Annotated in this window: 9 protein-coding genes; 6 read left to right on the top strand and 3 right to left on the bottom strand. The window is 65.4% G+C overall.

Translation table 11 applies throughout. The features are described from left to right. Window positions 1-141: 141 nt before the first annotated feature. Complete coding sequence (locus tag MB84_RS11725) at window positions 142-1710, top strand: PepSY-associated TM helix domain-containing protein (RefSeq protein ID WP_046291910.1); 1569 nt, start codon at window positions 142-144, stop codon at window positions 1708-1710. A gap of 24 nt (window positions 1711-1734) precedes the next feature. On the opposite strand, the gene MB84_RS11720 is transcribed toward MB84_RS11725, so the two are convergent. Beyond that, entirely contained in the window at window positions 1735-2952 is a 1218-nt protein-coding gene (locus MB84_RS11720; protein ID WP_046291909.1) for a citrate synthase family protein, read from the bottom strand. A 239-nt stretch (window positions 2953-3191) separates the two neighbouring features. Between MB84_RS11720 and MB84_RS11715 the strand changes: the two genes are divergently transcribed. Next, a complete protein-coding gene (locus MB84_RS11715; RefSeq protein ID WP_157122895.1) occupies window positions 3192-4574 on the top strand; it encodes a CoA transferase in 1383 nt (460 codons plus the stop codon). A 33-nt stretch (window positions 4575-4607) separates the two neighbouring features. Here MB84_RS11715 and MB84_RS11710 read toward each other — a convergent pair whose 3' ends face one another. Both MB84_RS11710 and MB84_RS11705 read right to left on the bottom strand, forming a co-directional pair. Further along, complete coding sequence (locus MB84_RS11710; protein ID WP_169834999.1) at window positions 4608-6383, bottom strand: GGDEF domain-containing protein; 1776 nt, start codon at window positions 6381-6383, stop codon at window positions 4608-4610. A gap of 212 nt (window positions 6384-6595) precedes the next feature. After that, window positions 6596-8626 carry an NADPH-dependent 2,4-dienoyl-CoA reductase gene (locus tag MB84_RS11705; RefSeq protein ID WP_046291907.1) on the bottom strand — a complete coding sequence of 677 codons (2031 nt, stop codon included), beginning with the start codon at window positions 8624-8626 and terminating at the stop codon, window positions 6596-6598. 177 nt (window positions 8627-8803) lie between these two features. Between MB84_RS11705 and MB84_RS11700 the strand changes: the two genes are divergently transcribed. The 4 genes from MB84_RS11700 to MB84_RS11685 all read left to right on the top strand — a co-directional run bounded on the left by MB84_RS11700 (window position 8804) and on the right by MB84_RS11685 (window position 14560). Beyond that, a complete protein-coding gene (locus MB84_RS11700) occupies window positions 8804-9373 on the top strand; it encodes a PadR family transcriptional regulator (RefSeq protein WP_046291906.1) in 570 nt (189 codons plus the stop codon). Window positions 9374-9512: 139 nt separating this feature from the next. Further along, the gene (locus tag MB84_RS11695) at window positions 9513-10547 is read left to right on the top strand and encodes a YVTN family beta-propeller repeat protein (RefSeq protein ID WP_046291905.1); all 1035 of its coding nucleotides are present in this window, start codon (window positions 9513-9515) and stop codon (window positions 10545-10547) included. A gap of 12 nt (window positions 10548-10559) precedes the next feature. Continuing rightward, window positions 10560-11564 carry a sterol desaturase family protein gene (locus MB84_RS11690; RefSeq protein ID WP_046291904.1) on the top strand — a complete coding sequence of 335 codons (1005 nt, stop codon included), beginning with the start codon at window positions 10560-10562 and terminating at the stop codon, window positions 11562-11564. Between the two features lie 218 nt (window positions 11565-11782). Beyond that, window positions 11783-14560: a cation-transporting P-type ATPase gene (locus MB84_RS11685; protein ID WP_046291903.1), complete on the top strand. Its 2778-nt coding sequence runs from the start codon at window positions 11783-11785 to the stop codon at window positions 14558-14560. Window positions 14561-14586: the final 26 nt, after the last annotated feature.

Genomic DNA, 14586 nt, shown 5'->3' with positions numbered 1-14586 from the left:
TCTCGCGTTCAGTCCGATGCCTCGCCACACCCGGTGACGGCGTCGCTCCCCATTCGCGCCCAATGCCTGTCTGACGCTTGCGCCAGCAGCATGCGCGCGCCGCTGCCATGCAGTGGCGACACGAGACGGAATCGTCGCAACATGCAGACCTCTCATCCGCCCTACTCCCCGACGCCTCACGCCCGTGACGCGCAATCGACGACCGCCGCCGGTCAATACCGCACCCTCTGGCGCTGGCACTTCTATGCCGGTCTCTTCGTGATGCCCTGGCTCATGGTGCTCGCCATTACCGGCACGATTTACGTCTTTCAGCCGCAGATCGAAGCATGGCTCTATCACGACCGGCTGATCGTCGCGTCGTCTACCGAACCGCGTCTGGCCGAGCAGGCGCTGATGGAACGCGCGGCGGCGGCGCTGCCCGCAGGCGCGAAGGTCAGCTCCGTCGAAGTCAATCGCGATCCGACGCGCAGCGCGGAATTCATCTTCCGTTTGCCCGATGGAGCGCGTGAGAGCGTCTATCTGAATCCGTACACCGGCGCAGTGCTCGGCACGCTCAGCGTCGAACACCGGCTGATGGCGCAGGCGCGTGCGTTGCATCGCTCACTCATGCTGGGCAAGCCCGGCGAATGGCTCATGGAGCTGGCCGGGTGCTGGACACTCGTCATGCTCGTGACCGGTCTCGCGCTCTGGTGGCCGCGTGCGGGCGCAACGTGGGCGAACGCATTGCGTCCGCGTTTGCAGCTGCGCGGACGTGCGCTGCTGCGCAATGTGCACGGCGTCGCGGGGTTGTGGCTCGCCGCCGGTGGACTCGCGTTCGTGCTCTCCGGGCTGCCGTGGTCCGGCTCGTGGGGGGCACAGTTCAAGGTGCTGACGTCGAAGATCGGCATGGGCTCGCCACCCGGCGTATGGGGCGAAGCACCCGTGCGTTCGCAGGTGCCGGTCAAGCCCATGAAAATGGACGACCTGCCTGTCGCTCAGATTCCATGGGCGGTGGGGAACACGCAGGTCCCGCAGTCCACGCCACCTGCACGTGCCGATGGAATGGCCGGAATGTCGGAGATGGCCGGGATGACGACCATGCCCCGCATGAACCCTGCCGCGCATGACGCCAAGGAAGCGGCCGACGAGCATGCTACCCACAATGGGCACAGCGCCGCGGGTGACGCAGGCCTGTCGCCCGCTGCGTTGGGCGCAGAAGGTGCGCTGTCCGTCGACGACGTGATGGCCATTGCCTCGCGTCTGGGTGTGCGAAGCGGCTATAGCCTCGTCGTACCGAAGCGCCCGGATGGCGTCTATACCGTGTCGTACTTCCCTGCCGATCCAAAGGCCGAGCGCACGATTCACATCGATCAGTACAGCGGTCGCGTGCTTCGCGACATCGATTACAACGCTTACGGAGCCATCGCACAGGCGGTCTCGTACGGCACCGCGCTGCACATGGGCCGGTACTTCGGCGCGGCCAATCAATGGTTGTGCGCAGCGATTTCGATGGGGCTGTTTGCCATGGCGACGACGGGCGCGATCATGTGGTGGATGCGCCGTCCGGCACGCACGCTCGGCGCGCCGTCGCGCCCGCAAACGCGTCCGCCGATGCGCGGATGGACCGTCGGCATGGTGGCGCTCGGCTGCGTTTTCCCGCTCATGGGCGCGACCATGGCGCTCGTCTGGGCCGGTGACCGGGCAGTGTTCGGGCGACGTTCGGGCGCTTAGGGCGATTAGGGCGCTTAAGTTCACTTAGGCCCCCTCGGCGAGCGACGGGGCGGGCCTCGCGCCGACATAGGCGGCACGCGGCCGAATCAGTTGCGTACTCTCGCGCTGCTCTCTGGCGTGCGCGATCCAGCCGAGGGTGCGTCCGAGGGCGAAGAGACCGAACGCGGCCCCGACCGGTAATCCCAAGTGTCGGCGCACCGCCACGAGGGCGAAATCGAGCGACGGGCGTTGACCGATCAGCGCGTCCGCCGCGTCGAGCATCGTTTGCCACGCGGGATGCGCAGGCAACACCCGCGCGAGCATCGCACTCGCCCGCACGTCCCCCGCCGGATAGAGATGATGGCCGAAGCCGGGCAACTTCTCTCCCCGCGCGAGCCGCTCGCGCATACGCGCAGCGGTATCGATCTCACCGACTTCATCCCACATCGCTTCATTGCGGGCGGTGGTGCCACCGTGACGGCCACCGGTCAACGCAGACAGGCCCGCGACGATCGCCGCGCGCAAGCTCGCGCCGGTCGATGCCACGCAGCGAGCGGTGAAACTCGATGCGTTCAACTCATGGTCCGCGCACAGCACCAGCGCCATACGGATGAGGTCGGCGCCCTCAGCATCTTTCACACCCCAGGCGGCTGCGCACTGTTCGTGGATCGGTGCGTGGCTGGGTAATGTGCCCAACAAGCAGGCCGTCATCGTACGCAGCAACTCGGCGCTGCCCTGCGCAACGCGCACGGGATCGCGTTGCCAGATCGCGGTGGACGCGTCGTCGCTTGCAACGGTGAATGCAGGCAGCAGTGCGTCTTCGGCACGGCGCTCGCGATACCGCTCAAGCAGCATCACGGGCCAGTCGGCGACGAGGCGCTTGAATGAGGCGGTGGCATCGTCCCCAAATGCCGACGCCTCATCGCATTGCCACAGCCACGCCGCGGCGGCTTCGACACTAGCCGTCTGCGCCATCTCCAACGCATCGCGGCCGCGGTAATAGCATCGCCCGTCTTCGATCAACGTGATGGACGACTCCAGCACCGGCATGCCCCAGTCGAGCGCGGCTTTGACCACCTCCTTCGGTTTGCGTCCGCGCGTGCGTTGCGTCGCCAGACGTTCCACATCCGACGCCCGATAGCGACGGTCACGATGCGTCTTGCCCGGCTCGGCATGTAGCAGGCCACGACTGACGTATGCATAGAGGGTCTGGAGCGACACGCCGAGATGCTCGGCCGCTTGTTTCGCAGTGAAGTATTGCATCGTGGAAACCGGTGGAAGACCAACAGATTGATTAAGTTAATCAATATTGACAACAAAATCCATCGGCTTAAGCTTCAATGCGCCGGCAGTCTTGCATTGCGACTCATTGCGATGCCGCGTATCGAATCGTTCGAGGACTTCCCATGCGTTCCCCTGTTTCAGAGACTTCCCCCGCGACATCCAATCTTGCGCTCCCATTGGCGGAAGACACCGGTGTCGTCGCGTCCTACCTGTGCGAGATGCGCCATGCCGTCGACGGCGGCAAGCATGCGGCGACCGCTCTGACGCTCAGTGGCGCCGGTGCATTGCCTTGCACATTTCCGTACACCGATTTCGCGACCGCCTCGATCGCTACGGCGACACTCGCCGTCGCCGGTCTGACGACAGGCGCTGCGGGCGACTACGGCCTGAGCCCACACACCGCGGCACCGCAAGTCAGTGTCGACCGGCGACTCGCGTCGTTCTGGTTTCAGACGTCGTTGCGCGCACAGGGCTGGTCGTCAGCGCCTATGTGGGATCCGATTGCGGGCGACTATCGGACGGCCGACGGTTGGATTCGACTGCATACCAACGCCCCGCATCATCGTGCGGCCGCACTCGCGGTACTGGGTGTGGAAGCCGACAGAGACGCCGTCGCCCGGATCGTCTCGACGTGGCAGGCCGACGCGCTCGAAGCGGCCGTCGTGACGCAAGGCGGTTGCGCTGGCGCCATGCGTTCGCTCGCACAATGGCGTGCGCACCCACAAGGGATGGCCGTCGCCAACGAACCCTTGCTGCATTGGGAGACGTTCGACGCCGGATGCGCTGGCAACACGCGACGCAGCACGTGGCAGCCGATGCGCGAACGGCCGCTGAGCGGCATTCGCGTGCTGGATCTGACTCGCATCCTCGCAGGGCCGACGGCCACACGTTTCCTTGCGGGCTTCGGCGCACAGGTATTGCGCATCGACCCGCCCGGCTGGGACGAACCCGGCACGGTGCCGGAAGTCGTGCTCGGCAAACGCTGTGCACGGCTCGATCTAAAGCAAGCCGATGGGCGCGAAGCCCTTGAGCGATTGCTGCGTGACGCAGACATCGTCGTTCACGGCTATCGTCCCGACGCATTGGAACGGCTCGGACTGGGCGCCGCGCGCCGCCGCGAACTCAACCCGACGTTGATCGACGTTTCGCTCGACGCCTATGGCTGGCAAGTGCCGTGGTCCGCGCGACGCGGCTTCGACAGTCTGCTGCAGATGAGCGCAGGCATTGCCGACGCGGGGATGCATGCTGCCGGTGCCGAACGTCCGGTGCCGTTGCCCGGGCAAGGCATCGATTACGCAACCGGCTACCTGATGGCGGCGGCGGCCGTGCATGCGTTGGCGCTTCGTCAGACACAGGGGGTTGGAAGTTCGGTGAAGGCGTCGCTGGCCAGAACGGCCAGCTTGCTTGTGAGGCACCGTACGGCGGAGAACGCGCCACCACCGTTGGCCGCCGAGACGGCAGGCGATTTGTCGCCTCGCGTCGAGGACACGTCGTGGGGGCCGGTCCGACGCGTCGCCACGCCGATGTCGGTGGCGGGTACGCCCGTCGACTGGGCATTACCTGCGCTGGCCCTGGGAATGGCAACGCCGCAGTGGCCGTAATCGTCTGTGACGGGGGGGTGCGGGCGTCGGCGCTTACCCCGCCGCGTGCCGCTTTACCTGACGTGCCGCGTGTAACTGGCGTTCCGCCTGACTCAGCAAAGCCGACACGCTCGCCGGTGCACCGGTGCCCGTGCCGGTGACGTCGAAGGCGGCGGGATCTGTCATCGCAATGCCGAAACTGGCGGTCAGCGTCAGCGTCTTCCCGTTCGGCAAGGCGAGCGTCGTGGCTTCGATGCGTCCGCGCAGCAATTCCGCGAACTGCCGGGCGCGCGATTCGTCGAGCACGCGTGCCAGAATCACGAACGCATCAGCGCCCAGCCGCGCCACGACGTCCCCCGGTTGGCACGTATTCAGACAGACGGCACCTACACGGCGCAACACGTCGTCGCCCACGCTGTGGCCCCACGCGGCATTGAGTTGCGTGAAGTTGTCGATATCGAACTTGATCAGTGCAATGTGGCCAGGCGTACGCATCGCACACAGCGCATGCGCCTGACGCTCGAAGGCGCGCCAGTTCATCAGGCGTGTGAGCGGATCGGTATCCGAACTCATCTCCAGTTCGCCAACGAGTCGCGCGCGCTCGCGGCGCAATTGCACCAGTTCGACGGCGTTCAGCCGCAGCACACGCAACGCGTCGAACACGGCGCGCACCTGTGCGCGCTTCATCGGCACACCGTCGACCGGCACCGTTGCATCGAGATTACCCTGTGCGAGATCGTCGACGAAGCGAGTTGCCGACTCAAACGGCAGCACCACGGTGCGCCGGAAGTTGCGCATCGCCACGATGATGACGAACACCAGTACCGTTTCCGCCAACGACGTCAGGATCAGCCAGCGCAGCGCCCGGGCGCGTTGCGACTCGACCTTGCGTTGCGCAAGCCGCAGCATGCGGTCGCGCAGGTCCGTGATGGCGCGCATCGTCGGCACGTACCGGCGGGCGAACTCCGCCGTTGTGAGCACGGGCGGCTTGGGCTGCGCGGCCAGCGTGCGGACCGTCGCCACGTAATGCAGCCCCGTCGCGACGAATTGGGCGTTCAGCGCGCTCAGCGAGTCGGGCCCCAGTTCCGGCGGTTCGTTGACGCGTGCAACGATCATGTCGCGCAACTGATCGATACGGCCGAGCGTGCGCTCGATGGCGCGTTGATCGGCTTCGGTCAGGGTCTGTCGGGTGGTGAGTGCGGCGGTGAAGTGCGATCCGAGTTGTCCGGCGTACTCCCGGAGATCGGCCGCAAGACGCGCAAGGATGACGTAATGCAGTGCGTCCGGTGCGCCGCGCGACACGATATCGATGCGCGACGACGCCACGGGCGTGAAGTCGGCGATGACGCGAACCATGCGCTCGACGGCATCGCGCACGGCGGCGTCGCTGCGCATTTCGCGCGGACGCTGCACCAGCAGATCGACGTTCGCACTGGCCGCAGCGAGATCGAGCCGCGCGCGCTCGACGGCGCGCAGACCGCTTGCACATTGGTTGCAGTCGTCCGAAGACAGCGCCGAGAGCAGTTCCTGAAGTCGTTCATTGGTCGCTTCGCGCGCGTTGCGCAAGGCAGTGACAGACGATGCGGGCAGCGGGAGATCCGCGCCCAGAACGGCATTCGCCGGCCCGCGCTCGGCGGACGCCTTCTCCATCGCAAGCAACGTCGCGCGCAAGGCGTCGAGCGCAAGCGCTGCGTCGCTGGCCTGCCGGTACGTTCCCCACGTCACCCACAGCAGCCCGCTGCAAAGCACGACGACGGCGCAGACGATGGCGAGATTCTGTAACCGGAGACGGCCCGTGAGCGAAATGGCCGAAAGTAACTTGCGCTTCATTGACGATGACACCGTCGGCCACACGGTACGGAGTTCCACTGAAGCCGCGACGGATGCCCCGTGACGGCGGCAATCCGGGGCATGCCTCGGAAACGTCGTGCCCGGCACTCGGCACATACGCTTGGCATCGCGAAAACCGCCTGAGCAAGGCAGGAATTGCGAGGCGCCATTGTCGCACAACGGTATGACGCGCCCCGCGCAGCTCCCTAAACTTATAGGTCGACCGCCAGCTCCGTGCCTTGCTTGATGGCGCGCTTCGCGTCAAGTTCCGCCGCCACGTCGGCCCCGCCAATGACATGCACACGCATACCCGCCGCCTGCAACCCTTCCGCCAATTCCCGCAGCGGTTCCTGGCCCGTGCACAAAACTACGTTGTCAACGGGCAGCACGTGCGGTGCGTCGTCAATGGTGACGTGAAGCCCCTCGTCGTCGATACGCCGATAGGTCACGCCCGGGATCATTTCCACGCCGCGATGTTTGAGCGACGTACGGTGAATCCAGCCGGTGGTTTTCCCCAGACCGTCGCCGACCTTCGAGGTCTTTCGCTGCATCAGGAAGACTTTGCGGGGCGAGGTCCCGGGAACGGGAGGACGCAGCCCACCCGCATGGGCGTACGACGGATCGATGCCCCACTCGGCGTAGAACTTCTCAGGCACCAGCGTGGCGCTCTCGCCCGCCTGCGTGAGGAATTCGGCCACGTCGAAACCGATACCGCCCGCACCGAGCACCGCAACGGTTCTGCCGACCTTGGCACCGCCGCGAAGCACATCGATATAGCGCAGCACTTTCGGATGGTCCACGCCTTCGATGTCCGGCGTACGCGGCAGAACGCCAGTCGCGAGGACCACGTCGTCATAACCGCCACTGCGAAGGGAATCCACCGTCGCACGTGTGTTCAATCGAACGTTGACGCCGCTGGCGTCCAGCTCGTGTCGGAAGTAACGCAGCGTCTCGAAGAACTCTTCCTTGCCGGGAATGCGCTTGGCCATATTGAACTGGCCGCCGATCTCGGCATCGGCTTCGATGAGCGTGACGTCGTGTCCGCGTCTCGCGGCCACGGTGGCCGCCGCCAATCCTGCAGGCCCCGCACCGACGACCGCCACGCGGCGACGTCGCCCGGCCGGCTCGATGCGCAACTCCGTCTCGTGACACGCACGCGGGTTGACCAGACACGAGGTGATCTTCCCGCTGAAAGTGTGGTCGAGACATGCCTGATTGCAGCCGATGCACGTGTTGATCGTCTCCGCACGGTCTGCGGCCGCCTTGTTCACGAATTCGGGATCGGCCAGCAGCGGGCGCGCCATCGAGACCATGTCGGCCTCGCCGTCCGCCAGAATCCGCTCGGCCACATCCGGCATATTGATGCGGTTGGTCGTGATGAGCGGAATGCCCACGTGGCCCTTGAGCTTGCCCGTCACCCATGCGAAAGCGGCGCGCGGCACGCTCGTGGCAATCGTCGGAATACGGGCTTCGTGCCAGCCGATGCCCGTATTGATTAGCGTTGCACCGGCCGCCTCGATCGCGCGGGCGAGCCGGACGACTTCGTCGAACGTGGAGCCGCCCTCGACCAGATCGAGCATCGACAGACGGTAGATGATGATGAATTCGCGCCCGACGCGCTCACGTACCCGGCGAACGATTTCCACCGGGAAGCGCATGCGGTTCTCGTAACTGCCGCCCCATTCGTCGGTGCGATGGTTGGTGCACGCGGCAATGAACTCGTTGATCAGATACCCCTCGGATCCCATGATTTCGACGCCGTCGTACCCCGCGCGCTGCGCGAGTGTCGCACAGTGCACGAAGTAGTCGATGGTCGCCTCGACCTCGTCGCGCGTGAGCTCGCGAGGTTTGGCCGGTGTAATGGGGGCCTGCAAGGCGCTCGGGGCGACGAGATCGGGATGATAGGCGTATCGACCGAAGTGCAGGATCTGCATGGCGATCTTGCCGCCGGCGGCATGAACGGCGTCGGTCACGACACGATGCTTGTCCGCTTCCTCTTCGGTGCTGAGCTTGGCGCCCCCCGCATACGGACGCCCGGCCTCGTTGGGTGCGATACCGCCCGTCACCATCAGCGCCACGCCGCCACGGGCGCGCTCGGCGTAGAACTCGGCCATCCGGGCGAAGCCGTTACGTGCCTCTTCCAGTCCAACGTGCATCGAACCCATCAGCACGCGGTTGCGCAACGTCGTAAAGCCCAGATCCAGGGGCTGCATCAGGTGGGGATAGCCGGTTGTCGCGCTCATGGTTGTCTCTCTCGTCGTCCGGCCCGGCGATAACGGGCCGTGGGGCTTGTGGGATGGGGGTGACCACGTGTATGACCGGTTATGCAACCGGTTGCATAGTTCGATGGCGATTCTAGCGTGTCCCGACCACTATGCAACCCGTTGCATAGTGCGATTAGAATCCCTAGACTACCGGGCATGCCGCTCGCCCATGCCCTGATGACCTCCCTGCTGGAGAAATCCTCCTCGGGGTACGATCTCGCCCGCCGCTTCGACAAGTCCATCGGCTTCTTCTGGCACGCCACGCATCAGCAGATCTATCGCGAACTGGCGCGCATGGAGACCGCCGGGTGGATCGTCTCGACGGCCGCCCCGGACGGGGGACGCACACGCAAACGCGTCTACAGGGTGCTCGACGGCGGCCGCGACGAACTCCTGGCCTGGGCTGCCACGCCGACCGAGCCGTCCGACTTGCGCGACGACCTCATGGTCCGGTTGCGCGCCGACGCCGCCATCGGCTCCCTGCGGCTTCAGCCCGAACTGGCGCGGCGCGCAGCGCTTCACGCGCAGAAACTGGCGGCCTATCAGGCCATCGAAGCACGCGACTTCCCGGCAGACGCGCCGGTGACACGCGAAACCGCGTTGCAACGTCACATCCTGCGACTTGGCGTGCATTACGAACAAGGATGGCTGGACTGGACACGCGAGGCACTGGCCCTGCTGGTGCAATGGGACGGGCCCGCGACCGTTGCGCCTGAGGAAGCCTGATCAGGCCACCTGATGCTATCGTGCGCGGCCGCGAATTCGTCCCATTTTCTTGTCAACGGACGGGGTGTCTGGCGCGTTTAACGTGAGAATCGACGTTAAGCTTACCGGCGAACGTCACGTTTTTCGACCCTAGGCATTCATGGTGTTTTCTTCCAAGCGCTCCAAGCTTTCCCGGCTGGTCGGCCGCGCCCGTGTCGCGACGCTCTCCCTGCTGGCAGCCGCCGTACTCCCGCTGACGTTCTCGTCCGCCCACGCGGGCACGGTCATCGTGCTCGACTCGGGGGCGGCGCAGCTTTCCCTCATCGATCAGGCATCACACAAGGTCATTGGCACGATGCCCACGGGCAAAGAGCCGCATCACCTGATGATTACGCCCGACAAACGTTCGCTGATCGTGGCCAATTCGGTCTCGAACAGCCTGATGTTCCTCGACCCGAACACCGGCAAGTTCCAGCGTCAGGTCGCGGATATCGACGATCCCTACCAGCTCGGCTTCTCTCCTGACCACAAGTGGTTCGTGACGGCAGCGTTGCGCCTGGACCGCGTCGATCTGTATCACTACGACGGTGAAAACGTCACCGTCGCCAAGCGCATTGCGCTGGCCAAGACCCCGAGCCACATGACGTTCTCGTCCGACAGCAAGACGGTGTTCGTCACGCTGCAGGACTCGGGCGAGCTGGCCGCCATCGATCTGGCGACGCAGACGGTGAAATGGCGCATGCCGGTCGGCAAGACGCCGGCGGGCCTGTGGATGACGCCCGGCGACAAGTATCTGCTCGTCGGCATGACGGGCGAGGACGACGTGGCCGTGGTCGACTGGCGCGCGCAGAAGGTCGTCAAGCGCATCCAGACCGGTCGTGGCGCACACAACTTCCGCTCGTTGTCCGACGGCCGCCATATCGCGGTCAGCAACCGCGTGGAAAGCACCATCAGCATTCTCGATTACGAGTCGCTGACCAAGGTGGCCGACCTCACCGGTCTCATGCCGGGACCCGACGATATGGAATTGTCCGCAGATAAACGCTATCTTTGGGTAACGTTCCGATTTGCCCGCCACGTTGGCGTGATCGACCTGACGACGCGCAAGCTGGTCGACACCATTGCTGTGAACCGTTCGCCGCACGGCATCTATTTTGCCGACCGCGCCCCGGTTCTCTCGCCGAATCCTGACTGATAAGGCCGACAGATGATTCAGGAAGCCCTCAACTGCGTCGACAGCGGCATTTCCGCCGTCCAGACGCTCGTCTATGTGGATGTGGTGCAGCCGCTGCTGTTCCACTTCAACCTGATGGGTTACGACGACGATATCTACGATGCCCTCTATCTGGTGATCATCGGCGTATTGCAGGTCGGCCTGACGTACATGCTGTTGCGCCCGCTCGAAGCGCTGCGTCCGGTCGAGCAGTGGCAGGACCGCAAGCAGGTACGGGCGGACGTCATCTACACGTGGATCGCCAAGCTCGGCATTCTGAATCTGCTGTTCTTCGTGGTGTTGCAGCCGTTCTTTAACGAGTTGCAGAGCCAGATGGTGATTCACGGGCTGCCCAGCGTCGATCTGGACGGCCTAGTTCCTGGCGTGACCGACCAGCCCATCGTGTCGTTCCTGCTGTATCTGACCGTGCTCGACTTCGCGGGCTATTGGTATCACCGCTGGCAACATCGCTTCGGCGTGTGGTGGGAACTGCATGCCGTGCATCACAGCCAGCAGCAGATGTCGCTGTGGTCGGACGACCGCAACCACTTCCTCGACGACATCTTTCAGGCCGCGTTCTTCGCCGCCATCGCCTTGTTCATCGGCGTGCAGCCTGCGCAGTACGTCGTGCTGGTGGCCGTGGGCAACTTCCTGCAAAGCGTGCAGCACGTCAACGCCCGCCTGCCATACGGCCCTGTGCTCGAGCGCCTGATCGTGAGCCCGACGTTCCATCGTCGCCATCACGCCATCGGCTACGGACACGAAGGCACACGCTATGGCTGCAACTTCGGCGTGCTCTTCCCGTGGTGGGACATGCTGTTCCGCACAGCATCGTGGGAAAAGACGGTGGAGCCGACCGGCATTCGCGACCAGTTGCCCGCCCCCGCGGGACGTTCGCGCCGCTACGGTCTGGGCGTCGTTGCCCAGCAGGTCCATGCCTTCGGCCGCATCATCAAGCGTCTCTCACCGCGCCGGACGTCGCCCCGCCAGCCGGTCTGAACCGGCCTCCCCGGCCGGGCAGCGGCGAAGGCCTCAGCGCCGACGCGCTGACCTACCGGGGCTTGTTCGCGGCCGGACCGAGGTCCGGATCCGAGCCGAACGTCTTGCCTTCCCTCGGAGACCTAACTTACGCTATGCTGCGCGGAAGTCACCATCGTCTCGCCGATCCACGCGCAATGCCGTGAGCCAGTTCGCGGCCATCGCCGCTCCGAGGGCCCATGATGCACCGCGACGACAACGCCCCCCAGTCACGCCCGTGGCACACGTTTCCCGTCGAAAAAACCCAGCTCGAACTCCAGACTGGCCCAGACGGGCTATCCGACACCGAAGTGCAGTCCCGCCTTACCCGTTACGGTCCCAACCGGCTGGCCGAGCCCGCCCGGCGCGGGCCACTCATGCGACTGCTGTCCCAGTTCCACAACGTCCTGCTCTACGCCATGATGGGCGCGGCGGTCATCACCGCGCTGCTCGGTCATTGGCTTGACACGGCCGTGCTGATGGCGGCGGTCGTCGTCAATGCGCTCATCGGATTCATTCAGGAAGGCAAAGCCGAAGCGGCACTGGCAGCCATTCGCGGCATGCTCGCGCCACACGCCACGGTCGTGCGCGCAGGCAAGCGCAGTGAGATCGACGCCACCACCCTCGCGCCCGGCGACGTCGTGGTGCTCGCGTCCGGCGACCGCGTGCCTGCCGACCTGCGCCTGATCGCCTCGCGCGAGCTGCGGGTCGACGAAGCGGCACTGACCGGCGAGTCGGAGCCGGTGCAGAAAGAACCGACCACCGTCAAGGAAGACGCCGCCCTCGGGGACCGCTGGTGTATGGCCTATGCGGGCACGGTCGTGGTCTATGGGCAGGCGACCGGCATCGTCGTGGCGACGGGCGCGCACACGGAACTCGGTCGCATCAACCATCTGCTGACCGATGTCGACAGCGGCACGACCCCGTTGCTTCGGCAAATCGACCGCTTCGGTCATGGGCTGGCGGGCGCTATCGCGGTCGTGGCCGTGCTGACGTTCCTCCTCGGCTGGCTGTGGCGCGGTGAGCCGGTCGGCGAGATGTTCCTCGTCGTGGTGGCGCTGGTTGCGTCGGCCATTCCCGAGGGGCTACCCGCCATCATGACGGTGATTCTGGCGCGTGGCGTGCAGCGCATGGCCCGCGAAAAAGCGATTGTGCGCCGCCTGCCTGCGGTCGAAACGCTCGGCTCGGTCACCGTCATCTGTTCGGATAAGACCGGCACGCTCACGCGCAACGAGATGACCGTGCAGCGCGTTGTCGCGGCCGGTCATGTGTATGACGTGAGCGGCGCAGGCTATGTGCCCGAAGGCCATTTTTCGCTCGATGGCGCCGACGTCGATCTGCACGGGCATCCCGAACTGGCGCTCACGGCGCGCGTAGGCGAGCTTTGCAACGATGCCCGTCTGTTGCAGGACGCCGAAGGCCACTGGCGAATCGAGGGCGATCCGACCGAAGGCGCGCTGCTCGTGCTCGGCGCGAAGGCAGGCCTCACGCGCGACGCCTTACAGGCCCATTGGCCCCGGCTGGACGCGATTCCGTTCGAGTCGCAGCACCGCTTCATGGCGACGTATCACCTCGACAAGTCGGGGAATGCGGGCGACAGCGACGACAGCAATGGCAGTGGCACCCCATGGATCTTCGTCAAAGGCGCGCCCGAGCGCATCTTCGAAATGTGCCGCACGCAGATCGTCGCGCCCGGCGGCCAGCCGCGTGCGCCCCTCGACGTCGATTACTGGCGACGCATGGTGACCGACACCGCGGCACAGGGCCTGCGGGTCCTCGGGCTGGCGTACAAGCAGGCCAAGCCTGCCGGTGAACGGCTGGAATTCAGCGACGTGGAAGACGGCTTCACCCTGCTGGCGCTCGTCGGGATCATCGACCCGCCGCGCCCCGAAGCCATTGCGGCCGTGGCCGAGTGCCATCGCGCGGGCATTCGCGTGAAGATGATCACCGGCGATCATGCGGAAACCGCCAAGGCCATCGGCGCACAGCTCGACATCGGGATCGGCAAACCGGCCGTGACCGGGGCCGAAGTGGCGCTCATGGACGACGCCGAGCTGCGACGCGTTGCACTGGACATCGATGTCTTCGCGCGCGCCAGTCCCGAGCACAAGCTGCGCCTCGTGCAGGCTTTGCAGGACGACGGCCAGGTGGTCGCCATGACCGGCGACGGCGTGAACGACGCCCCGGCGCTCAAGCGCGCCGACGTCGGCGTGGCGATGGGATTCAAAGGCACCGAAGCGGCCAAGGAGGCGGCCGATATCGTGCTCACGGACGACAACTTCGCCAGCATCGCCAAGGCTGTCCGTCAGGGACGCGGCGTCTACGACAACCTCAAGAAGTTCATCCTGTTCATGCTGCCGACGAACGGCGGCGAGGCGCTGGTGGTAATAGCCGGGGTCATGCTCTCACTGGGCGTCGTCGCGCTCACCCCCGCGCAAGTGCTGTGGATCAACATGGTGACGTCGAGCACGCTGGGCATCGCGCTGGCGTTCGAGCGTGCCGAACCGGGCATCATGGCGCGCACCCCGCGACCGCCCGGCGCGTCGCTGCTCTCGTGGTTCTTCGTCTGGCGAGTGACGCTCGTCTCGATACTGATGATGATCGGTACGTTCGGGCTGTTCTACCTGGAATGGCGCAACGGCGCGAGTGCGGACGCGGCGCGTACGATGGCGGTGAATGCGCTGGTCATGGCCGAGATGTTCTATCTGATCAGCAGCCGCTCGATCTTCGCGACGTCGCTCAGTTGGCAGGGGTTGTTCGGCAATCGCATCGCACTGATCACCATTGCGGCGTGCCTGGCGCTCCAACTGTTCTACACCTATGTCCCGTTCATGCAGGCGACGTTCGGCTCGTCGCCGCTGAACGCGCGCGAATGGCTGGAAGTTTTGGGCGCCGGTCTGCTGGTATTCTTCGGCGCTGAACTGGAAAAATGGGTGGTACGCCGCGCGGGTTGGGCCGAGCGGCTGGCTGTGCAGTAAAGCGGTCGCCTTAGCCGTTGCGAGGT

It is taken from the genome of Pandoraea oxalativorans (assembly GCF_000972785.3).
GTDB classification, from domain to species: domain Bacteria; phylum Pseudomonadota; class Gammaproteobacteria; order Burkholderiales; family Burkholderiaceae; genus Pandoraea; species Pandoraea oxalativorans.
The sequence above is the reverse complement of the archived record's forward strand: the minus strand, read 5'-3'. Positions and strand labels throughout refer to the sequence as shown.

What these genes read in the sequence shown, in the direction of transcription:
- MB84_RS11725 (WP_046291910.1), top strand. Translation starts at nt 142, where the DNA reads ATGCAGACCTCTCATCCGCCCTACTCCCCGACGCCTCACGCCCGTGAC.
- MB84_RS11720 (WP_046291909.1), bottom strand. Translation starts at nt 2,952, where the DNA reads ATGCAATACTTCACTGCGAAACAAGCGGCCGAGCATCTCGGCGTGTCG.
- MB84_RS11715 (WP_157122895.1), top strand. Translation starts at nt 3,192, where the DNA reads ATGCGCCATGCCGTCGACGGCGGCAAGCATGCGGCGACCGCTCTGACG.
- MB84_RS11710 (WP_169834999.1), bottom strand. Translation starts at nt 6,383, where the DNA reads ATGAAGCGCAAGTTACTTTCGGCCATTTCGCTCACGGGCCGTCTCCGG.
- MB84_RS11705 (WP_046291907.1), bottom strand. Translation starts at nt 8,626, where the DNA reads ATGAGCGCGACAACCGGCTATCCCCACCTGATGCAGCCCCTGGATCTG.
- MB84_RS11700 (WP_046291906.1), top strand. Translation starts at nt 8,804, where the DNA reads ATGCCGCTCGCCCATGCCCTGATGACCTCCCTGCTGGAGAAATCCTCC.
- MB84_RS11695 (WP_046291905.1), top strand. Translation starts at nt 9,513, where the DNA reads ATGGTGTTTTCTTCCAAGCGCTCCAAGCTTTCCCGGCTGGTCGGCCGC.
- MB84_RS11690 (WP_046291904.1), top strand. Translation starts at nt 10,560, where the DNA reads ATGATTCAGGAAGCCCTCAACTGCGTCGACAGCGGCATTTCCGCCGTC.
- MB84_RS11685 (WP_046291903.1), top strand. Translation starts at nt 11,783, where the DNA reads ATGATGCACCGCGACGACAACGCCCCCCAGTCACGCCCGTGGCACACG.